General features: G+C 73.4%; 17 protein-coding genes, 1 pseudogene and 1 riboswitch. Of the genes and pseudogenes, 5 read left to right on the plus strand and 13 right to left on the minus strand.

Annotation, left to right across the window (positions count from 1 at the left end; all coding sequences use genetic code 11):
* Positions 1 to 17 precede the first annotated feature (17 nt).
* Positions 18 to 1,460, minus strand: a complete 1,443-nt coding sequence (locus tag ACFXI4_RS33405; RefSeq protein ID WP_384997952.1) for a S8/S53 family peptidase — start codon at positions 1,458 to 1,460, stop codon at positions 18 to 20.
* Between the two features lie 152 nt (positions 1,461 to 1,612).
* Between ACFXI4_RS33405 and ACFXI4_RS33410 the strand changes: the two genes are divergently transcribed.
* Positions 1,613 to 4,177: a CHAT domain-containing protein gene (locus ACFXI4_RS33410; RefSeq protein WP_384998138.1), complete on the plus strand. Its 2,565-nt coding sequence runs from the start codon at positions 1,613 to 1,615 to the stop codon at positions 4,175 to 4,177.
* 85 nt (positions 4,178 to 4,262) lie between these two features.
* On the opposite strand, the gene ACFXI4_RS33415 is transcribed toward ACFXI4_RS33410, so the two are convergent.
* Positions 4,263 to 5,990 (minus strand): LuxR C-terminal-related transcriptional regulator, encoded by a 1,728-nt coding sequence (locus ACFXI4_RS33415; RefSeq protein WP_384997955.1) that lies wholly within the window; start codon positions 5,988 to 5,990, stop codon positions 4,263 to 4,265.
* A gap of 94 nt (positions 5,991 to 6,084) precedes the next feature.
* On the opposite strand from ACFXI4_RS33415, the gene ACFXI4_RS33420 reads away from it, so the two are divergent.
* Positions 6,085 to 7,164 (plus strand): M12 family metallopeptidase, encoded by a 1,080-nt coding sequence (locus ACFXI4_RS33420; RefSeq protein ID WP_384997958.1) that lies wholly within the window; start codon positions 6,085 to 6,087, stop codon positions 7,162 to 7,164.
* A gap of 111 nt (positions 7,165 to 7,275) precedes the next feature.
* Here ACFXI4_RS33420 and ACFXI4_RS33425 read toward each other — a convergent pair whose 3' ends face one another.
* The 9 genes from ACFXI4_RS33425 to ACFXI4_RS33465 form a co-directional block, all read right to left on the minus strand.
* Positions 7,276 to 8,397 (minus strand): LLM class flavin-dependent oxidoreductase, encoded by a 1,122-nt coding sequence (locus ACFXI4_RS33425; protein ID WP_384997961.1) that lies wholly within the window; start codon positions 8,395 to 8,397, stop codon positions 7,276 to 7,278.
* Positions 8,390 to 9,472 (minus strand): LLM class flavin-dependent oxidoreductase, encoded by a 1,083-nt coding sequence (locus ACFXI4_RS33430; RefSeq protein ID WP_384997964.1) that lies wholly within the window; start codon positions 9,470 to 9,472, stop codon positions 8,390 to 8,392. The genes ACFXI4_RS33425 and ACFXI4_RS33430 overlap by 8 nt, the downstream gene beginning before the upstream one ends.
* Positions 9,469 to 10,842, minus strand: a complete 1,374-nt coding sequence (locus ACFXI4_RS33435; RefSeq protein ID WP_384997967.1) for an NtaA/DmoA family FMN-dependent monooxygenase — start codon at positions 10,840 to 10,842, stop codon at positions 9,469 to 9,471. The genes ACFXI4_RS33430 and ACFXI4_RS33435 overlap by 4 nt, the downstream gene beginning before the upstream one ends.
* 21 nt (positions 10,843 to 10,863) lie before the next feature.
* A complete protein-coding gene (locus ACFXI4_RS33440) occupies positions 10,864 to 12,084 on the minus strand; it encodes an LLM class flavin-dependent oxidoreductase (RefSeq protein ID WP_384997970.1) in 1,221 nt (406 codons plus the stop codon).
* A 70-nt stretch (positions 12,085 to 12,154) separates the two neighbouring features.
* Entirely contained in the window at positions 12,155 to 12,466 is a 312-nt protein-coding gene (locus tag ACFXI4_RS33445; RefSeq protein ID WP_384998141.1) for a putative leader peptide, read from the minus strand.
* Between the two features lie 344 nt (positions 12,467 to 12,810).
* Positions 12,811 to 13,836, minus strand: a complete 1,026-nt coding sequence (locus ACFXI4_RS33450; protein WP_384997973.1) for a transporter substrate-binding domain-containing protein — start codon at positions 13,834 to 13,836, stop codon at positions 12,811 to 12,813.
* Positions 13,837 to 13,902: 66 nt separating this feature from the next.
* Complete coding sequence (locus ACFXI4_RS33455) at positions 13,903 to 14,697, minus strand: amino acid ABC transporter ATP-binding protein (RefSeq protein WP_384997976.1); 795 nt, start codon at positions 14,695 to 14,697, stop codon at positions 13,903 to 13,905.
* Positions 14,694 to 15,674: an amino acid ABC transporter permease gene (locus tag ACFXI4_RS33460; RefSeq protein ID WP_384997979.1), complete on the minus strand. Its 981-nt coding sequence runs from the start codon at positions 15,672 to 15,674 to the stop codon at positions 14,694 to 14,696. The genes ACFXI4_RS33455 and ACFXI4_RS33460 overlap by 4 nt, the downstream gene beginning before the upstream one ends.
* A gap of 402 nt (positions 15,675 to 16,076) precedes the next feature.
* A riboswitch (SAM riboswitch) is annotated at positions 16,077 to 16,188 on the minus strand.
* Positions 16,189 to 16,265: 77 nt separating this feature from the next.
* A complete protein-coding gene (locus ACFXI4_RS33465; protein ID WP_384997982.1) occupies positions 16,266 to 17,138 on the minus strand; it encodes a glutathione S-transferase C-terminal domain-containing protein in 873 nt (290 codons plus the stop codon).
* A 435-nt stretch (positions 17,139 to 17,573) separates the two neighbouring features.
* Here ACFXI4_RS33465 and ACFXI4_RS33470 point away from each other — a divergent pair, with 435 nt between their 5' ends.
* Positions 17,574 to 17,831: a hypothetical protein gene (locus tag ACFXI4_RS33470; RefSeq protein ID WP_384997985.1), complete on the plus strand. Its 258-nt coding sequence runs from the start codon at positions 17,574 to 17,576 to the stop codon at positions 17,829 to 17,831.
* Between the two features lie 141 nt (positions 17,832 to 17,972).
* Entirely contained in the window at positions 17,973 to 18,782 is an 810-nt protein-coding gene (locus ACFXI4_RS33475) for a hypothetical protein (RefSeq protein WP_384997988.1), read from the plus strand.
* A gap of 280 nt (positions 18,783 to 19,062) precedes the next feature.
* Here ACFXI4_RS33475 and ACFXI4_RS33480 read toward each other — a convergent pair whose 3' ends face one another.
* Positions 19,063 to 19,404 carry an MFS transporter gene (locus ACFXI4_RS33480; protein WP_384997991.1) on the minus strand — a complete coding sequence of 114 codons (342 nt, stop codon included), beginning with the start codon at positions 19,402 to 19,404 and terminating at the stop codon, positions 19,063 to 19,065.
* 238 nt (positions 19,405 to 19,642) lie between these two features.
* On the opposite strand from ACFXI4_RS33480, the pseudogene ACFXI4_RS33485 reads away from it, so the two are divergent.
* Positions 19,643 to 20,038, plus strand: a pseudogene (locus tag ACFXI4_RS33485) (iron-containing alcohol dehydrogenase); the annotation flags it as partial.
* Positions 20,039 to 20,162: 124 nt separating this feature from the next.
* On the opposite strand, the gene ACFXI4_RS33490 reads toward ACFXI4_RS33485, so the two are convergent.
* Positions 20,163 to 21,326 (minus strand): cytochrome P450, encoded by a 1,164-nt coding sequence (locus tag ACFXI4_RS33490; RefSeq protein ID WP_384997994.1) that lies wholly within the window; start codon positions 21,324 to 21,326, stop codon positions 20,163 to 20,165.
* Between the last annotated feature and the right edge of the window lie 101 nt (positions 21,327 to 21,427).

Raw genomic sequence — 21,427 nt, forward strand, 5'->3', positions numbered from 1 at the left:
GTGGAGTGTTCCGGAACTCAGGCCGGAGGAGCCAGCCGTACGACCGGGACCGGCTGCCAGCTCGCCGGGCGGAGCGCCGGTACGTGCGCCCCGCGTACCTCGGCGTAATCCGTGATCCCCGCCAGGAGTTGGGTGCGCGCGGCACGCGGGTCCGGCTCCTTGGCCGTGTTCATCCGGTCGGCGACGAGGCCGGCGGCGATGGGGGTGGCGAACGACGTTCCGCTCCACTGTGCGAACCCTTCGAACATGACTTGGTCCGGTTTGCCGGGGCCGGTGGCCCCGGTGTCGGTCAACACGCCTGTGTGGCGCGGGTACTGGCAGGTGCAGGCGTAGGTGAAGCCGAACCGGCAGGCCTCGTAGGTGGTGTGCTGGTACACGTACGGCACCGGGGCGTCGAACCCGGCAAGGGCGCCGGTGAGTTGCTCGCCGGGGGCGTAGACCTTGACCCAGCCGCCGTGGTTGGTGAAACAGGCGCCGTACTCGCCGTCGCTGCGCAGCGCGCCGACCGAGAGGACCGAGTTCTCGTAGCCGGGCACGTCGGCGTAGGCGGCGGGCCAGAACGGGGTGGCGCTCGCGTTGTTGCCCGCGGCGGCTACGAGCAGGGTGGGCTGCTCGCGCAGGGCCTCCATGAAGGCCTCCATGCCGAGCAGTCCCGCGGTACTGCCGTTCGGGGTGCCCGCGGAGAGGCTGATGATCGCGGGCCAGCCGTGCCGGTCGACGGCCTCGAAGAGCTTCCCGCCGAACTCGGACTCCAGGATGGCGCCCGCGTCGTTGAGGGTGTTGGTGACGGTGATGTCGGTGTTGGGCGCCAGCGCCGCGACGAGTCCGGCGATGAACGTGCCGTGGCCGACGTACTGCTGGAGGACGCCGTCGGCGTCCGTCTCGGTCAGCTGCGGATCGCCCTGGACGCGGTCGAGCAGCGGGTAGGAGCGGTAGTCGTGCACCAGGCCGGTGTCGATCACCAGCACGCCCACGGCGGTCTGGGGATCGTGACTCCCGCTCACCGGACCGGGGTTGGGCGTCTGGGTGAGCAGCGCGGGCAGGGGCTCGCAGGGATTGCAGGCGTTGACGCCCGGGGTGGTGGACACCACGTGGTTACGGCTGACCAGTCGGCGTCCGGCGCGGCCCTCCGGCTCCCGCAGCGCGCGCAGCGCGTGGCCGACCGCACGGTCGCCGGTCCGGTCGCCGTGGTTCGGGTCGCCGACCTGGATGCGGGTGATTCCGGTGCGGTTGGTCTCCGGGCCGGCCCGCCGCACGTGGTCGGCTACCAGGCCGGTGGTGGCGGTGAAGTGGGCGCGCACGGTGTCCTCGACGACTCGGGCCTCCTCTCCGTCCCGGGCGAGGACGACCCCCTTCTCGTAGAGGAACTCCGCGGAGTCGTCCGGCCCCATCGCCAGCGGAACGTCCGGCATGGAGCGCTGGATCTGATCGAACTGCTCGTGGAATCGCTGAGGTGCCATGGCCTGTCGTCCTCCCCCAGAAACGGCGTTCTTCAGTCAGAGTCTCGCGCAGCCCGTCTGATACAGCGCCAAACCAGTGGGGCATGTATGTCCAGGCCACTACCATCCGAGGGGTGACTGCGCGAAGCGAATCGGTTGCGGAACTCCTGCCGATGGTGTTCGCCGCCCCCGGCGAGGCCCTGGCACGTGCGGAGCGGGTCCTGCGGTCCGATCCGCCGCCGCTGGACGCGTCCGTCGCCCACCAGGTCATCGGCATCTGGCAACGGGACTTCGGGGACCTCGGCGTCGCCCTCGACCATCTGCGGCGCGCCCGGGACTTCGCGGCGCGCGCGGACTCGGCGGAGCGGGAGGCGGACGTCCTCGCCACGCTCGGGGTCGCGCTGGTGCACGCGGGGCGCACCCGGGAGGGGCTGACCGCGTTCGAGCGCGGGGTGGCGCGGGGCAGCGGGCACACCCGGGCCCGGGTGCTGTACCGCAGGGCGTACGTGTGGTGGGTGCTGGGCCGGCACAAGGAAGCCCTGGAGGACGTACGGCGGGCGATACCCGTGCTGCGGCAGGCCGACGACGTCATCTGGACGGCCCGGGCGCTGACGCTGCGGGCCACGGTGCATCTGGCCCTCGGCGCGGTGGACCGGGCCGACGCGGACTTCACGGCGGCGGAGCTGTTGTGGGAGACGACGGGCCAGGAGCACGACAAGGCGGACGCGGTGGAGAGCCGGGGCCTGGCCGCGTTCCGGGCGGGCGACATCCCGGCGTCCCTGCGGCTGCTCGCCGAGGCCGAGGAGCGGTACGCCGAGCTGGGAACTCCGACGTTCATGCTGTACATCCGGCGCTGCGAGGTGCTGATGGCGGCCGGGCTGGCGCCCGAGGCGCTGGCCGAGGCGGACGCGGCCATCGCGGCGCTGGACCGGCTCGGCGGGCAGTCCACGCGCAAGGCCGAGCTGCTGCTGGCCGCCGCCCGGGCCGCGCGATCGGCGGGGGACGCGCAGACCGCCATCGCCCGCGCCGCGGTCGCCGTCCGGCTCTTCTCGGGGCAGCGGCGCAGCTGGTGGGAGACCCATGCCCGGCTGGTGCTGATCGAGGCGCGGGTGGCGGGCGGGGCCGCCTCGGGACGGCTGGTGCAGGAGGCGGCGGCGGTCGCCGACCAGCTGGCGTCCTTCGGGGCGCCGGCCGCGCCGGAGGCCTCGCTGCTCGCGGGCCGGATCGCGCTGGCGCTGGGCTGGACCGCGGACGCGGAACGGCACCTGGCGGTGGCCGCGCGCAGCAGGCACGGCGGACCGCCGCTGGCCCGGATGACCGGCTGGGCGGCGCAGGCGCTGCGCGCCCGGGTGGCGGGTTCGCGGCGGGGTGTGCTGGAGGCCTGCCGGCGGGGCCTGGACGTCCTGGACGACCACCGGATGACGCTGGGCGCCTCGGAGTTGCGGGCCCGGGCCACCGCGCAGGGCGCGGAGCTGGCCGCGCTGGCCCAGCAGGCGAGCCTGGCGCACGGCGGCCCGCGGCGGCTCCTGGAGTGGAGCGAGCGCTGGCGGGCCACGGTCCTGTCCACTCCCCCGACCCGGCCGCCCGCCGACCCGGCCCTGCTCACCTCGCTCACCGCGTTCCGTGAGATCGCCTCCCGCGCGGAGGACGCCCGCAGGCAGGGCCGCCCGGTGCCCGCCCTGGAGCGTGAACAGCGCCGCCTGGAAGGGGAGATCCGCTCCCGCACCCATCACATGCACGGTGACGGCCCCGGCGGGGGTGACCGTTTCGACCCGGCCCGGCTGCTCGACCGGCTCGGCGACGCCCGCCTGGTCGAACTGGCCGTGCTGGAGGGGCGGGTGCACATCCTGTTGTGCGGGCGGGGCCGGGTACGGCGCTTCGAGGGCGGTCTGCTGGCGGAGGCGGTCGCCGAGGCGGAACACGTCCAGGCCGGACTGCGGCGGCTCGCGCATCCGGGGGCGGAGCGGCGGCTCGCGGTGGTGGAGGCGGCCGGGCGGCGCCTGGAGGAACTGCTGCTGGGCGCGGCGGCGGACCAGCTCGGCTCGGGACCGGTGGTGATCGTCCCGCCGGGGGCGCTGCACCGGGTGCCGTGGGCCCTGCTGCCCTCGCTGCGGGAGCGGGTGCTCAGCGTGTCGCCGTCGGCGGGGAGCTGGCTGCGGGCCCGGGAGACCGAGCCGCCGCCCGGCGGCCGTCATGTGCTCGTTCGCGGGCCGGGACTGGCCACCGGGGGCGCGGAGGTGCCCGAGGTGGCAGGGCAGTACGCGACGGCCCGGATCCTCGAAGACGAGGAGGCCCACGTCCCCCGCGTCCTGCGCGAACTGGACGGGGCGGCGCTGGCGCACATCGCGGCGCACGGCACCTTCCGCGCCGACAGCCCGCTCTTCTCCTCGCTGCGCATGGCCGACGGCCCGCTGATCGTCCACGACTTCGAGCGCCTCGCCCGCAGCCCCTACCGGATCATCCTCTCCAGCTGCGACACCGCCCGGCTCGCCTCCGTCGGCGCCGACGAACTCCTCGGCCTGGTCACGGCGTTGCTGCCGCTGGGCACGGCCGGCGTGGTGGCGAGCAGCGCGCCGGTCAACGACGCGGCCGTGGTCCCGCTGATGCTGGCCCTGCACAAGGGGCTCGGCGCGGGCCTGTCGTTGGCGGAGGCACTGCGGGACGCCCGGGCCGCCCTGCCGGGCGACGCGGTCCATCAGGCGACGGGGTGGGCGTTCGCGGCGTTCGGGGCGGCCTGAGCCGAGCCGGTCGCGGTTCGGCCGGGTGCGGCGACGTCGTGGCTGATCGCGCCGTTCCCCGCGCCCCTGTGGGGCACGGGATCGTTCACGCCGATCTCCGCTCGGGTTCCTCCATCAGCCACGGCAGTGCCGTCCGGTCGCTCGCACCGAGGCGGGTGTACGCGCCGTAGAGGTGATTGCCCACCGTGCGTACGGACAGGGTCAGCCGCTCGGCGATCTGGCGGTTGCTCAGACCGGTCGCGGCGAGCGTGACGATCTGCCGCTGCCGGGCGGTGAGTTCACCTAGGACCAGGCCGGACAGGGCCGGCGTGCGGGCGCCCTGGCAGCGACGGGCGAGGGCGACGGCGCGGGTGCGTGACATCCGGGCCGCCCGCGGGTCGCGGTGCGCGCGGACCGCCTGGGCGTGGGCCTCGGCTGCGAACAGCAGCAGACCCCGTTCGGCGAGCCCCTCCGCGGCCCGGTCCAGGGCGGGCCCGTCGCCCCGCGCCAGGGCCTCCGCATGCCGGGCCAGGACGCCGTCCAGCCGCCCGGCGGCCCCCGCGGGATCCCCCCGCCGGACCGCGCCGTAGTGCGCGAGACCCCCGTCCCCGCGCACTACGGCAGCTTCTCCCGACTCGGCGGCGGCACGGGCGAGTTCGAAACGGCAGGAGGCGTCCCCCGGCGCCGTCCGCAGTCCCTCCCTCGCCCACGCCGCCGCCTCTCGCAGCTCCCCCCGAAGCCACGAGTACCGGGCACGCACCGCCGCGTACCCGGCCGGTACGGGCAGGCCTCCCGCGGCCAGCCACTCCCCCACTGGGGCCGGCACCTCCCGTACGTCCAATTGGTCGACAGATCGGCTTAGTTGTTCTTGCTCGTCCTTCAGGGCGGGCTCGCACTGGGCCGGGGTGCGGGCCAGGCGGCGGGCCCGGAGCCGGCCGGCGCGGGCGCGCAGCGCGGGGCCGTGCAGCGGGTGGGCGAGTCGGACCGCGCCCCGGTCGTCGACATGGATCAGGCCGTCGGTCTCCAGCCGTTCGAGGATGCCGAGGTCGAGTCCTTCGTCGAGGTGCGGCGGCAGCGGCTCGGCGAAGGCGAGCCGTTCGAGGGTGTCGCGCTCACCGGGATCCGGCCGGTCAAGGAGGGGGGCGATCCGGTCCCGTACGGTCGCGGTGAGCGGCAGCGGGCCGTGCCAGGCCCACTCGCCGGTGTCCGCGACCCGGTCCAGCGCGCCGGTCTCGCGCAGCGCGCCGAGCAGGTCCCGCAGCAGCCGCAGGTCGCCCCGGCACACCCGGTGCAGCCGGCGCACGGTGAGCGGCTCCAGGCCGCCGCCGGCGAGCAGGTGGGCCGTCTCGTCGTACGGCAGCGGCTCCAGGGCGAGACGGGTGAGGAGTTCACCGGTCCACAGCCGGGAGACCGCGCCGGGCAGGGGTGCCGGGTCGGTGGCGGCGACCACGAGCCGGGTGCGGCCGTGCACGGCGAGCTGGTGGACGAGGGCGGCCGAGGCCTCGTCGAGGAGGTGGGCGTCGTCGACGACGAGGAGCCGTACTCCCGACAGGTGCCGGATCGCGCCGGGCAGTGAGAGCCCGCCGGGGAGCAGGTGCGCGAACGCCGCGAAGGGGAGGGCGGAGGTCTCGGGGGTGCCGGTCACGCGGACGCAGTCGGTGCCCCGCACGGCCTCCGTGATCAGCCGGGTCTTGCCGCCGCCGGCCGGTCCGGTCACCACCACACCCTGCCGGCCGATGCCCAGCGACCGCCTGACCAGCTCCAGTTCGACCTCCCGGCCGGTGAACGGCCAGGACGGCCAAAGGGTCCGCGTGTCCTGTTCGTAGCTCGTCACATGAGTAGGAGTCGCGTTGCTCAGCTCTGATACAGGGGGACTTGAGTAGCTTCCGACTCAGGCGGCCGGGCGGGGGGAACGGCAGTCTGGGCGCATGACCCGACGCTACTGCTCGCTCCCGCGGCAGTCGGTCCCGGCGTTCACCCCGGGGCTGGCCGCCGAGCGGCTCGGCGCGCTGATCGGCGGGCGGCGGATGTGGGTCAACGGCACCGTCCTGCACTACTGCTTCCTCGAAGCCGACACCGATGCCTCGGTGATCCCGGTCCCGGGGACCGGGGAGACCCGCCGGGTGCCGTGGGCCGGTGCCAGGGAGCAGCTGGACGTGGTGCGCGAGTGCTTCCGGGAGTGGCAGGACCTCGGTATCGGGGTGACGTTCGCCGAGGTCTCGGACAGGTGCGAGGCCGAGCTGCGGATCGGCTTCCAGCTGGGGGACGGCTCCTGGTCGGAGGTCGGCCGGGACGCGCTCTCGGTGGGCGCCGGCGAGCGCACCATGAACCTGGGCTGGGACCTGACCGAGCCCGGCGGCCGCTGGACGGCCCTGCACGAGATCGGGCACGCCCTCGGGATGCGGCACGAGCACCAGAGCCCGTTCGCCGGGGTCCACTGGGACGACGAGGCGGTCTACGCCGACCTCGCCGGACCGCCGAACCACTGGAGCCGGGACCGGACGGACGCCAGCGTCCTGCGGAAGCTGGACCCGGCCGAGGCCAACGGTTCGGTGTGGGACCCGCAGTCCGTGATGCAGTTCCCGTTCGGCCCGGGGCTGATCCTGGAGCCGGAGCAGTACCACAACGGTCTGTACCCGCCGGGTTCGCTGTCCCCGGCCGACAAGGAGTTCGTGCTCCGCTGGTATCCGCCCGCCGACGTCCCGGCCCCGCTGGTGCCGTTCCGGTCGGCGCCGCTCGGGCTCGGTCCGGGCGAGCAGGCGGACTTCACCGTGGCGCCGCTGGAGACCCGCGTGTACCGCGTGGGCACCTTCGGAGAGAGCGACTGCGTCGTCGTGGTCTTCGAGGAGCGCGGCGGGGAACCGCGCTACCTCGCCGGCCACGACGACGGGGGCACCCCGCACAACACCGGGCTCAGGGTCCGGCTCGTCAAGGGCCGGCGCTATTTCGTCCGCGTCCGTCTCCATTCCACGTGGGGGTCGGGGGAGACAGCGGTCATGTGCTGGTAGACCGGCACGACCGCGACGCGGAGGTCGGACCACCAGTCCGGCGCGGGGGAAGCGGCTGCGAGACGTCACCTTCGGGGGAGGGAGACGTCTCGCAGTCCTGCCTGTGTGCCGTCAGCGCCGGGCCCACTCCCGCGCGAGCAGTTCGTAGGAGCGGACCCGGTCGGCCTGGTCGTGGGTGATCGTCGTGATGAGGAGCTCGTCGGCGCCGGTGGCCTCCTGGAGCTGCTGCAGGCGGTCGGCGACGTGCCGCGGACTGCCCACGAACTGGGTGTCGAGGCGGTCCTGGACCAGTGCCCGGTCCTCGTCCGTCCAGACGTGGGCCCGGGCCTCCTCGGGGGTGGGGAAGGGGATGGCCCCCTCGGCGGTGCGGATGCTGCGGACCCAGGCGCCGTAGCCGGCGGCGAGTTCACGGGCTGTGGCGTCGTCCTCGGCGACCACGACGTCGGCGGAGACGCTGACGTAGGGCTTGTCGAGGACGCCCGAGGGCTGGAAGCCGGACCGGTATCCGTCCACCGCCTCCAGGACCGTGGACGGGCTGACGTGGTAGTTGGCGGCGAACCGCAGGCCCCGCTCGCCCGCGACCCGTGCGCTCTCACCACCGCTGCTCCCCAGGATCCACACCTCGACCTCGGCACCCTCCCCCGGGACGATGTGCGCCTCGATGCCGTGCTCGGTGCGGTAGGTCCCGGCCAGCAGCGCGAGGATGTCGTCGATCTGTTCGGCGTAGTCCTGGGACTCGGCGTTCGGGAGCAGGAGCAGCTTGCGGTGGAGGGCGAACCGGGGGGAGCGGAGGAGACGGGCGAGGGAGAAGCGGGGCGGGACGACCAGACCGTCGGGTGCCCGGCCGGCGGCCACCGGGGTCGCCGCCGGCGCCGCCTTCTCGCCGGGCGGGCGGCCGCCGGAGCGGCCCAGGCCCAGGTCGAGGCGGCCCGGGTACACGGCGTCCAGGAGGCCGAACTCCTCGACCGTGGACAGCGCGGTGCGGTGTCCGAGCTGTACCGCGCCGGAGCCGAGCCGGATGGTGGAGGTCGCGGCGGCGGTCAGTGCCAGGACCACCGCGGGGGAGGTGCCGGCCACCCCCGGGTTGAGGTGGTGCTCGGCGAACCAGTAGCGGGCGTAGCCGAACTCCTCGGTGCGCCGGGCGAGTTCGGCGGAGTTGCGCAGGGCGTCCGCGGCGGTGGCACCGCTCGGTACCGGCACCAGGTCGAGGACGCCGAGCGGGATGTCAGACATGGGCGGGCTCCTCGGCGGCCGGGTGCACGGGTGCCCACGGGAACGGCGGGTCGGGGATGTCCTTGCGCAGCACCGGGGCCACCGCCGACTGGAACAGCTCCAGCGAGTCGCGGTGCCGCGTGTCCGTCAGCCCGCCCGCGTCGGCGTGCAGATGCAGGACGGTGTGCCCGAACTGCTCGTGGTAGCGGTGCACTTTGTCGATGACCTGCTGCGGGCTGCCGATCAGCGCGGAGCTGCGCTCGACGAAGTCCTCCAGGGTCTCGAAGACGACGGGCAGTCCGGCCCTGCGGAAGAAGGCCAGGTTCGCCTCGAACACCGGGCGGTAGGCGGCCAGCGCCTGCTGTGTGGTGGGCGCCACCAGGAGGCCCGCCGAACCCGCGCCGACCGCGATGTCCGCGGGGTCGTGGCCGTAGTGCTCCCAGCGTTCCCGGTAGTACCGGACCAACTCGGCGTAGGGTTCGATGGGGTTGGTGACGTTCGCGGAGAACAGCGGGTCGCCGTAGCGGGCGGCGAGGTCGACGGACTCCCTGCTGGTGGCGCTGCCGTGCCAGACCCGGACCGGCCGCTGGTAGGGACGCGGCCAGACCTCGGCGTCGGTCAGTTCCGGCCGGAACCGGGTCTTCGCGGTCACCTTGTCCCGGCGCCACAGCTGCCGGAACACCTCGTAGCTCTCGGCGTTGCGGTCCCACTGGTCCTCGGGCGTGACATGGAACAGCTCGCGCTGTGCGGTGCCGTTGCCCTTGCCGATGATCAGGTCGAGGCGGCCCTCGGAGAGATGGTCGAGGGTCGCGTAGTCCTCGTAGGCCCGGACCGGGTCCAGCAGGCTGAGCGTGGTGACGGCGGTGAACAGGCGGATGCGCCGGGTGAGCGCGGCGACGTGGCTGAGCACCACGGTGGGCGAGGAGGAGATGAAGGGCCGCTCGTGCCGCTCCCCCACCCCGAAGCCGTCGAAGCCCAGCTCCTCGGCCAGTACCGCGTTGCCGAGGACCTCCCGGAACCGCTCGTGGGTGGACTTCCGTCTGCCCGTGACCGGGTCCGGGCGGTGCACGATCAGGGTGATCGCCAGGAATCTCACGAGGCCGCCCGCTCGCCCCGGGGCTCGTCCGGGTGGGCGAGGCCGAGGTGGTCGCGCAGGGTGGTGCCCTCGTACTCGGTGCGGAAGACGCCCTGCTCCTGGAGGAGCGGGACGACCGTGTCGGCGAAGGTGTCGAGGCCGCCGGGGGTGATGTGCGGGACCAGGATGAAGCCGTCGGAGACGTCGGCCTGCACGAAGTCGTTGATCGTGCGGGCGACGGTGGCCGGGGAGCCGACGAAGGTCTGCCGGTTGCCGGTGTTGATCACGAGGTCGCGGATGGACCACTTGTTGGCCTCGGCGAGCTCCCGCCACTCGCGGGCGACGGCGACCGGGTCGCGGTACATCCGGACCTGGGCCCGGCCCCGGGAGATGTGCTCCTCGCTGACCAGCGGGTCCACGTCCGGCAGCGGCCCCTCCGGGTCGTACGACGACAGGTCCCGGTTCCAGACGAACTCCAGGTGCTTGAGGGCGGTGGCCCCGCTGACCTGCCGGCGGCGCACCTGGTGGGCGATCTCCTCGGCCTCCTCGTCGGTGTCGCCGAGGACGAAGCTGGCGGCGGGCAGGATCAGCAGGTCCTCGGGACGGCGGCCGTACTTGGCGAGCCGGGACTTCACGTCGGTGTAGAAGGCCTGACCGGCGTCGAGGGTGGCGTACCGGCTGAAGATGGCGTCGGCGCTGGAGGCGGCGAACTCGCGGCCTTCGTCGGACTCGCCGGCCTGGAAGACCACCGGGCGGCCCTGCGGGGACCGCGGCACGTTGAACTGTCCGTGGATGTCGAACTGCGGGCCCTGGTGCACGAAGGACCCGGCCCTGGCATCGCTCAGGAAGGTACCGGTCGCCTGGTCGGCGACGATCTCGTCGCCGTGCCAGGAGTCGAAGAGCTCACCCGCGGTGGCGAGGAACTCCTTGGCGCGGGAGTAGCGCTCGTCCTGCGGCAGGAAGCCGCCGCGCCGGAAGTTCTCCCCGGTGAAGGCGTCCCAGGAGGTGACCACGTTCCAGGCGGCCCGGCCGCCGGAGAGGTGGTCGAGGCTGGCGAACTGACGGGCCACCTCGTAGGGCTCGTTGAAGGTGGAGTTGATGGTGCCGGTCAGGCCGAGGTGCTCGGTGACGGCGGCCAGCGCGGCCAGCACCGTGAAGGTGTCGGGGCGGCCCACCACGTCCAGGTCGTATATCTTGCCGCCCTGTTCGCGCAGGCGCAGGCCCTCGGCGAGGAACAGGAAGTCGAACCTCGCGCGTTCCGCGGTCCTCGCGAAGTGCGCGAAGGAGCTGAACTCGATGTGGCTGCCGGCGGCCGGGTCGCTCCACACGGTGGTGTTGTTGACGCCGGGGAAGTGCGCGGCCAGGTGGATCTGCTTCAGCGGCTTGCTCATGTCGGGTGCGGTCCTTCCGGCTCAGACGGCGGCGTAGCGGTTGGCGGGGCGGGCGAGCCCGAGCAGACCGCGCAGGGTGTCCGCCTCGTAGGCGGTGCGGAACCGGCCGCGGCGCTGGAGTTCGGGGACCAGGTCCGCCGTGATGCGCGGCAGGTCGTGGCCGAGTACGGCGGGCCGGAGCCGGAACCCGGCTAGACCTTCGGCGGCGAACTCCTCCAGCAGGTCGGCGAGTTCGGCCGCGGTACCGGTGAAGACGCGGGCGTCGCTGGCGAGTTCGCCGCCGTCGAGGGCGTCGAGGCGCTCCTTGCGGGCGTCGGCGGCGGCCCGGTCGTCGTCGAGGAGGACCACGAGGTCACCGAAGACGTGCACGGTCTCGCCGGCCCGTCCGGCGGCTTCCTGCTCGGCGCGGATCTCGGCGACGACCGCGCGGGCGTCGGCGCCGTCCTTCGGGGTGACGTAGCCGACGTCGGCCTGGCGGGCGATCAGCCGGTAGGGCACGGTCTGGTGGCCGAGGGCGGTGACGAGCGGCTGGCCCTGCGGCGGGCGCGGCGTGATGGAGGGGCCCTTGACGCTGAACTGCCGGCCCTCGAAGTCGATGTAGTGCAGCTTGTCGCGGTCGATGAAGCGGCCGGTGGCGGTGTCCCGGATCTCGGCGTCGTCCTCCCAGCTGTCCCAGAGCCGGCGCACCGCCTCGACGTAGTCGGCGGCCTCGTCGAAGTGCTCGGCGAGCCGCTGCTGCCCGGCCGGTGACCGCAGTTGTGCGAGGTCGATCGGCGGGAAGGTACGGCGTCCGAAGTGGTCCGCCTCGTGCGGGCGGGCGGAGATCTGCACCCGCAGACCGGCACGGCCGGTGCTGACGTAGTCGAGGGTGGCGATCGCCTTGGAGATGTGGAACGGCTCGGTGTGGGTGGCGATCACCGTCGGCACCAGGCCGATGTGGTGGGAGAGCGGCGCGATCCGGGACGCGATCAGCACGGCGTCCAGGCGGCCGCGGACCTGGTCGGTGCGGCCGTCGAGCTCGCCGTAGTGCGAGGACTGCAGGCCGAGGCCGTCCTCGATGGTGACGAAGTCGAGGAGACCGCGCTCGGCCTCGGCGACCAGATCGGCCCAGTAGCCGGCGGTGAACAGGCCCCGGGGGCGGGCGGACGGCTCGCGCCAGGACGCGGGGTGCCAGCCGGTGCCGTCCAGGGCGACGGCCAGGTGCAGGTGGGAAGCGGGGGGTGAAGCGGGAGATGAGGACACAGGGATGCCTTCCTGAGGGGTCCGTACGTGGGCGCGCCAAGTGCCAGGGGGGCGCGGCGGGGACGACTGGTCAGGAACAACAGAGCGCGCCGGCCACGCGCGCCAGGTCGATGTGCGGCCGGGAGTACAGGACGGTACGGCGGCTGGGACTGGGGACACGTGTCACGCCCCGCACCTCCCGGCCTGCTCCGCGTACATCTCGCCGTAGCTCACAACAGACCGGTTTCCGTGGTTGTTCCCGGGCTGCGCACCAGCAGGGTGCGGGTGCGCAGCCGCTCGGTGAGGCCGGTCGACTCGTACAGCCGGATCGCGGGACAGGCGCCCCTCTCGAGGTCCGCTCACGGAACGGGCCGGGCTCGGTGCGGGCGACCAGGTCCAGCATCTCGGGCACGTCGTCCGGCCCGACCCGGACCGCCTCGGGGGCGGGCCCGGCCGCAGCGCCGTGCCGACGAACTGCACGCCGGTCCCGCCGCCGGCCACCGCCCAGCCGGGCGGCGCCTCCTCGACCGGCTTGATCCTCACGACCGTCCGCGGGGGCGGCGTAGCCGTACACGTCGTCGGGGTGACGGGCGGCCCGGCCGACCTGCTCCACGAGGTGGGGGTGCGGGCCGGCGAGGGCCGGCCGGACGGCCGTGCCGAGCGGGGCCACGCCGCCGTGGGAGCCGGTCTGGAGTATCACGGGGCGGGGTCCCTTCTCTGCTCGCCGGATGACCTCTTGACGGTGGATCAGGAGTTGTCGAGGGGCAGTCCGGGCGGGTTGACCTCGGACTTGGCGACGGCTTCGTCGGAGAGGTTGTAGGCCTTGAGCCACTGGGCGTACTGACCGTTGTCGATCAGGTAGTTGACGGCGTCGGCGAGCGGCTCGGCGAGGCCGCTGTCCTTCTTCGCGGTGGCGGCGATCAGGCCCTGGAGGCCGGCGCCCGCGCCGGAGTAGGTACCCGCGGTGCGGGTGGCGTCGGGCGTGTTCGCGGTCTGCCTGTTGTGGTACGCGATGCCGGGGTTGGGCCCGAGGTAGGCGTCGATCTTGCCGCCGGCGAGGGCCAGGTAGACGCTGTTGCTGTCCTGGTAGTACTTGACCGTCAGATTCTTGCCCTCCTTGGCCAGCTTGGCCTTCCACTCCAGGAGGATCTTCTCCTGGTTGGTTCCGGCACTGACGGAGACGGTCTTGCCGGCGAGGTTCTGGTAGTTCCCGGCGAAGTTCCAGGTGCTCTTCTTCGGGACGGTGAAGGCGAGGTTGTCCTGGCGGTAGGAGGCGAACTCGTACTTCTTCTTCCGCTCCTCGGTGTCGGTGATGTTGGAGAGGGCCACGTCGACCTTGCCGCTGTCGATGCCGACGAACATGTTCTCCCAGGTGAAGTTCTTCACCTCGGGGGTGAGGCCGAACACCGCGGCCACCAGGCGGCCCAGGTCGGGTTCGGAACCGGTGAGGGTCTTCTGGTCGCCGCCCACGTAGGCGAGCGGCGGGAATCCGGCGGGCAGGGCGCCCTCGCCGATGACGAGCCTGCCGCTCTTGCGGACGGCGGCGGGCAGTTCGGCGCTGATGGACTTGACCTCGGAGACCTTGACGGTGGTCTGCTGGGCGGCGCCGTTGGAGACCTGCCCGATGACGACCTCGCCGCTCTTGGCGCTGCCGGTCGTGGTGGCCGCGTCGCTGTCGCCCCCGCAGGCGGCGAGCCCGGTGGCGAGGGTCGCGACGGCGGTCGCCGTGGTGAGGCCGCGGATCAGGCTGCGTCGGGAGAGGAGCGTGGGCATGGCTGTCCTTCGTGTTCGGGCCGGAGGGAGAGTCGAGAGGTGAAGCGAAGGCGGAAAGGGGCTGGTTCAGAGGACCTTGCGCAGGAAGTCCCGGGTCCGTTCGTGCCGCGGACGGTCGAGGACCTCGGCGGGTGGGCCCTGTTCGACGATCTTTCCGCCGTCGATGAAGACGATCCGGTCGGCGACCTCGCGGGCGAAGCCGATCTCGTGGGTGACGATCACGAGGGTGGTGCCGCCGGAGGCCAGATCCTTGATGACGGAGAGGACTTCGCCGACGAGTTCGGGGTCGAGCGCCGAGGTCGGTTCGTCGAAGAGGATGATCCCGGGGCGCAGCGCGAGGGCGCGGGCGATGGCGACGCGCTGCTGCTGGCCGCCCGACAGCTGGCGGGGATAGGCGCCGACGCGCTCGCCGAGGCCGACCCGTTCGAGGAGTTCCTTGGCCAGCTGCTGGGCCTGCGGCCTGGTCAGCTTCCCGGTGGCGACGGGAGCGGCCGCGACGTTGTCGAGGACCGTCAGGTGCGGGAACAGGTTGAAGTTCTGGAAGACGAAGCCGATCCGGCTGCGCTGGGCCAGGATGGCGCGTTCGCTCAGCTCCTTGAGACCGTCGCCGTGGCGCTTGACCCCGATCAGCTCGCCGCCGACGCTGACGTAGCCGGTCTCGGGCTTCTCCAGGTGGTTGACGACGCGCAGCAGCGTGGACTTGCCGGAGCCGGACGGACCGAGGACGACGGTGACCTCGCCGGGGCGGACGGTCAGGTCGATGCCGTCGAGGACGCGGTGGGCGCCGTACGACTTGTGGACGTCGTGGATCTCCAGGGCGGCCGGGGCGGTCTCCGGTGCCGTGTCCGGTGCGGTGGTCATACGGCGGCCTCCCGGCGTATCCGTTCCCGCAGGCCGGCCAGGCCGGTGCGGAGTCTGTGCAGGGGGGTCGGCGGCAGGGTGCGGGTGGCGCCGCGGGCGAAGTACCGCTCGACGTAGTACTGGACGACGGAGACGGCGCTGGTCAGGATCAGGTACCAGACGGTGGCGACGAGCAGCAGCGGCACGATGTCGCCGGGGTAGGTGCTGCCCATGGACTGCACCGAGCCGAAGAGGTCGAGCAGCGAGACGTAGAACACCAGGGACGTGCTCTTGATCAGGCCGATGAGCTGGTTGACGTAGTTCGGCACGATGGAGCGCAGGGCCTGCGGGAAGACGATCCGGGTGAACTGGTAGCCCTTGGGCAGGCCGAGGGCGGCGGCCGCCTCGTGCTGGCCCTGGTCTACGGAGAGGATGCCGCCGCGCACCACCTCGGCCGCGTAGGCGGCCTCGTTGAGGCTGAGGCCGATCACGGCGATGGCCATGTCGGTGGCGAGCTCGGACTCGTCGAAGGAGACGAAGGAAGGGCCGAAGGGAACGCCCAGGCTCAGCGTCTGGTAGAGGGCGGAGAAGTTGTAGAGGAAGATCAGCAGGACGATCAGCGGCACCGAGCGGAACAGCCAGGTGTAGGTCCAGCTCACCGCCCGCAGCACGGGGCTGCCGGAGAGCCGGGCCAGCGCCAGCACGACCCCGCCGAGCAGGCCCAGTACGGCGCTGAGCGCGGCGACTTCGAGGGTGACGACGAGCCCGTCGAGGACGGTGGGGCGCAGGAACCAGTAACGGAAGCGGTCCCACTGGTAGAAGGGGTTGGTGGCCAGTCCGTGGGCGAACTGCGCGACGAGTACCAGGGCGACGGCGGTGGCGAGCCATCGTCCGGGTCGGCGCAGTGGCCGAACCCGCTGATCCCGCGGAGGTTTTGACGGTGTGTCGGTGGATGGTGGCGCCTCGGCCACGGACAGGGCGCCTGGGGGTTCACTCATGACGGGCTCCGGCGGAGTCGGACACCCCGGATCACACGGCCGGGGCCGCGGCACCGCGCCGCGTCAGGACACGGCACGGGTACGCGGGGGCGCGCGGGACACGGGATGGGGCGGACGGCTTCGCACCGGGGCGGCCGGTGCTTCGTCGAGGACGCGGGGACGCGAGGCTGCGCGAGACCTGCTGCGGGTGAGGCGGAAAGGCCTGGTCAGATCCGACAGCGGGCGCGGCCCGGTGCGGTACACGCGCTACACAGGGCGCTGTTGACACGGAGCAGATCGACGGCGCGGTCGGCGACCAGCGGGCTCGGATACGGCTGTACGCAGCCCTGGGCGCGGCCTTCGGCCGACCTGGAAGCTGCGTACATGTCCCGTCACCTGTCGCTGTCGTGGCGGCCCCTGGGGGCCTCGCGCTTACCGAACGTCGTCATCCGGTCCGGTCGTCACCTGGGGCACCCCACCGCGATGCGAGGGTTGCCGGTCAGCAAGCCAGGGCTCGATGCTGACGCTCTTGACCGTTCTGTCCCGCAAGTAAGGCAGTTGCCCGAACGAATGTCAACGCCTGTCCGACTGGCGAAACAGCTCGGGCCCCTCTCACCTGCGCGGAGCGCCGGGAGCCTCCGCCGCGTGGCCGGCCCAGTCCAGGATCTGGACAGCCGCGCCGGCGGCTTCCAGGCCTTGGCAACGGCCGTGGTGGCGGCGGGCGATGCCGTCGAGGTCGAGGTGGGCGCCGAAGGCCGGGCGGGCGGCCAGCCGGCGGGCGTAGGCCCACAGGACCGGATGACCGGCGATGGCGTGCACGGCGGCGGCGTCCAGGTGGTTGCGGTGCACGGTGTCGAGTTGGACCAGGGTCACCCACAACTCGACGTCCGCGGCCGTGAGTCGTCCGCCGACGAGGAACTCGGAACCGGCCAGCCGGCGTTCCAGCCCGTCCAGGGCGGCGAGCAGCACCTCCAGCGCCTGCGGGTCTCCGCCCTCCCGGCCGGCATGCTGTGCCGCCTGCTCGATGTCGTCGGCGCACAGCCGCTCGGCCTCCTCGATCTCGGCCTCCGCACCGCAGGGGTACAGGCGGACGACGCCGTCGCCGAAGTGGCGGTCCAGGTCACGCAGGATGTCCCGGCTGTGGGTGGAGACGATCCGGCCGGACCAGTCGTCGCTGAGGACCGGCGCGAGGGCCGGTCCCGAGTAGCGGTGGGCGCTCGCCTCGTACAGCGGGCGCAGTGCCGTGTGACTGCCGTCGGGACAGTCCGGGACGGCGGGCAGGAAGGTGACCGGACAACAGTCGTCGAGGGCGAGGAGGCTGTGACCGACGGCGATGCGGAGGCCGTCGGGACAGGCGGTGGCGAGATGGAGCCGGTAGCGGCGCGGCACGGCGTAGTGCCCGCTGCGCGCGTCCCGGCCGATGCGACCGCGGAAGGCGGGGCCGGTGCGGACGTACGGGAGGGCGGCGAGCGGAGTGATGGACATGCGTCTCCCCGGGGGGTGCGGGCGCGCGGACGTCCGCGCGACGGAAGCGGTCGTCGGAGGGGGGTGCCCGGCGGGTACGGCCGGCGGCGGCGCTCGGCCGCAGGGCTGCTGCGGGCCGGCGGCGGGTGCTCAGCCGGTGCGGCTGATGGCGCTGCACACGCGCTGCAGGTCGATGTGCAGACGGGAGGTGAGCAGACGAGGGGTGAGCGACGGGACGGGGCAGGGCGTACGGCTCTCTCGGCGCTCTGCGCCGGTGAGCGTGCGCGGCCGGCCCATCTTTCCCTACCTCTTCACTAGGATTCCCACCTGGAGTGTCGATCGGCCTCCGCGTGCCGTCAAGGGGGCGTCCACGCCTGGGACACCGGCCCCGGCTTGCCCCGGGGCGACCGGGGCTGTCCGCTGGAGACGCAGGCCGAGTGACAGGAGCCGGATGCGATGAGCCAGCCCCCGGGTCCCGGGCCCGTGCCCGGCGCGGTGCCCGAGACCTTCGCGTTCGTCTGCGGGCGGTGCGGCGAGGTCTGGGAGGCGACCTTCCAGGCGGTGTTCTTCACCGACCCGATCGCCGATCCGGACCTGCAGACCACCCAGGAGTACGTCGACGAGGCCGGGCGGGCCGTGCGGTCGCCGCTCACCGACGCGGTGTGCCCGCGCTGCGGCAGCCGGCGGGTGCGGATCACCGTGCCCGGATCATGACGCTCACCCGGATGACACGCGCGGGTGGTCGGCGGCCGTGCCGGATGGTGGCGTGGAGGCACGTACCGCCGTCGCCCGTGGAGTGACGCAGCACCGCTGCCCCGTGGAGTGACGTACCGCGTTCCCGAGGAGGCAGTCGCGATGATCCGTCCGTTCCGACCCGTGCGTGTTCTCGCCGCGGCCCTGGCGGCGGGGATCCTGCTCGCCACGGCGGCCTGTGCGGACGAGAGCGGCGGCCCCGGTGCCGTGGCGGTCTCGCCGGCCGGCGAGCGCTCCCCCGCGTACCCGTCGGCCACCCCCGCCCTCACCGGGGCCGGCGCGCAGGCCGCGCTGATCACGTCGGCCGACATCGAGGACAACTGGCAGCCGGCCACCGACGCGGCGACCTGGCGCAACTCGATGCTGGTCGGCAAGGTCGACGTGGCCGGCTTCCTCACCGCCAAGTCCGACGCCGCCGACTGCCAGCGCCTCCTCGACGGGCTCTACTCCGACAGTCTCCTGGGCCGCGCCTCCGGAGCCTCCGGACTGCGCGGGTTCACCTCCGAGGACTCCCGGATGCTGTACCAGGTCGGCGACTACGGCTCGGCGAACCTGGACGCCACCCTGGCCTGGCTGAAGAGCCTGCCGCAGAAGTGCGACCAGTTCACGGCCACCGGCAAGGACGGCGGCAAGCGGACCGTGCAGGTCGTCTCGGCGAAGGTGCCGACGTCGGGCGACGCGCGCGAGGCCGTGACGGTGACCGTCCAGGGTGACGCCAACGGCCAGTCCGCCACCTACACCACGGACGTGGCGGTGCTGCGCATCGGCGCCTCCGGCGCCGCGGTCACCAACGGCGGCCTGTCCGGCGTCGACCACGACAGCACCGCGCTCGCCGTGCAGAGCGGCGCCCAGCGTCTCAAGGACGTCCTGTCCGGCAGGACCCCGGCACCGACGCCGGGCCAGCTCGACTAGGGGGGTCGCACGGCAGGCGGGACTGTCGCCACAGGTCTCCGCGGTGAGCAGCAGGGCGCCCTCGGTGGCCGTGAGGGTGCCGTTCTGGAAGACGATCCCGCCCTCCCGGTGCTGCGGACGGCCCTGCGGTGACGGGCTCACGCTACGTCGGGGCGGGAGGTGCGGCGCCGTACCGGATCCGCAGGCCATGCGTGCCCGATGCGTCACCTGCCTGCCGCCAGGACATCGCACAGGCCCCGCGGGTGACCGCCCGCGGGGCCTTCCCCGGCGTCGGAAGGCCTCAGCCGTTCACCGGGCCGCGTGCGGTGCGGGCCGCCTTCGCGAGGTCAAGGTCGGTGGTCTCCGGGGCGAGGACCTGGGAGACCGGACCGCCGACCGCGAGCACCCCCGCACCGACGAGCAGCACGAACTCCACGCCGAAGCGGTCGAGGCCCATCGGCGGCAGGAAGGTGACGACGGCCGCGCCGACCCGGCTCATCGCGGTGGCGAAGCCGGCGCCGGTGGCACGCAGCGAGATGGGGAACACCTCCAGCGGGTGGACCGCGGTGAGCGCGCTGGAGGCGGCGTTGAGGAAGATGAAGAAGAGGAAGCCGCCACGACGACGGGCGTCGAGTGCGGCCACACCGCGACCAGCGCTTGACAGGCGGCGGTGATCCACGACGGCGGGATCAGCAGCCCGCGGCGGCCGATGCGGTCCACGACCAGACAGCCGGCGGTGACACCGGCGACCGCGGTGAACGAGTAGACGAGCAGTGCCGCCACCGCGTTGTCGCCCATGTGGAGGGCGTCGAAGACCTGCGTCCAGAACGTGCCATGTCGCCAACCCGGTGTCGCAGGCGTACGCGACCCAGGCGGTGACCGTGATCGGCCGCTGGCTGCCCCGCGCCCACGCCGACGGCTCGGACCTGCAGGCGCCGGCCCGGCTGATGGTCGGCGCCCACCTGGCGGGCCAGGCGCTGACCGTCTCCGGGCTGGGCCTCGTGCACGGCATCGGCCACGCGCCGACCGCGCACACCGGCACCCCGCACGGGGTCGCGCCGGCCGCCGTCCTGGAGGAGGTCCTGGAGGTCGGCGCACCGGCCGCGACGGACGCGTACGAACAGACCGCCCGCGCCCTGCGCCTGGATCCGCCCGCCGACGGCGACTGGGCCCGCGCCGCGGTGGACGCCGTCGGCGAGATCTCCGGTGCGCTCGGCGTCAAGCAGCCGCTGCGTGAACTCGGCGTCCGCCCGCACCTGTTGCGTCCCGTCGCCGCGGGCGCCGTGGCGGACGCGGTCATCGAGAACGCCCCGCGGCATCCGACCGAGGAGCAGGTCCTCCGGATCATCGAGGCGGTGTACTGGGGCGTGTCGCGAAGGTCCGGCGTGCCGGGCCGGACCGTCACCAGCGCACGTGCAGGCTCGGCGGCTTGCGGAACACCAACCCGTGCGGTGCGGCGGGCCGTTCCAGGTCCAGGCGCAGCTCCGGCAGGCGGTCGAGCAGGCGATGGAGGGCGATCCGGGTCTCCAGGCGGGCGAGGTGCGCGGCGATGCAGTGGTGCGGGCCGTGGGCGAAGCCCAGTTGGAGGCGGGCGTTGTCGCGGCGGACGTCGAACCGGTCCGGGTCGGGGAAGACCGCGGGGTCGCGGTTGGCACCGGTGAGGGAGACGGTGACCAGGTCGCCGTGGCGGACGGCCGCCGTCCCGAGGACCACGTCGCGGGTGGCGTAGCGGTCCACCACCGCCGCTCCGGGCTCCAGGCGCAGGGACTCCTCGACCGCGCCGTCCAGGAGGGCCGGATCGGCCCGGACCAGGGCGAGTTGGGCGGGGTCACCGAGCAGGTGGAGCAGCGCGTTGGTGATCATCGCCTCGGTGGTCTCGATGCCCCCGAACATCATGACCGCCGCGTTGGAGGCCACTTCGGGCGGTGTCAGCCGGCCGGCGGCGGAGACGAGGAGCGAGGACGCGTGCCGGTCGGCGATCGTGGCCTCCACGGCGGCCCGCAGCTCCGTGTAGGCGGCGGCACCGGCCGGACCCGCCTCCAGCCCCTCGGTGATGTCCGAGACGGCCCGTACGATCGCGTCGTACCAGGCCAGCACCGTGTCCGTGGTCGCACCGGCCAGGCCGAGCGCCTCGGTCACCACGGCGACGGCGAGCGGTCCGGCGAAGGTACGGCGCAGTTCGGCGGCTCCGGACGGTTCCAGTTCCGTGATGAGCCGGTCCGTCTCCCGCTCGATGAACGCGGCGAAGCCGTCGTGCACGGCGCGGGGCCGGAAGGGAGCGGCGAACGGCTCGCGGTGGCGGGCGTGCGCGGCACCGTCGAGGGAGAGCATGCTCGGGCCGACGACCTGGGCGGTGGAGAAGCGCGGGTCGTCCACGGTGAAGGTGGCGGAGTCCCGCATCACGTCCACCGCGAGGTCGCGGCGGGTGACCAGCCAGCCGTTCAACTCGGGCAGCCAGGACACCGGTTCACCGGCGCGCAGCCGGGCCAGACGCGGGTGCGGATCACGGGCGAGTTCGGCGAGCGTGGTGGAGGCGCCGAGCGGGAAGTCGCCGACGGTGCTCATCGAGCGGTCCGGCCGGAGGAAGGGAATCCGTTCACCTCCCCACCCAATCACGGCGGCCCGGCGGCCCGGCGGCCGCCCCGGGAGCGACGGGCCGTCGCCGG

It is taken from the genome of Streptomyces sp. NPDC059224, assembly GCF_042754285.1.
Classification (GTDB): Bacteria; Actinomycetota; Actinomycetes; order Streptomycetales; family Streptomycetaceae; genus Streptomyces.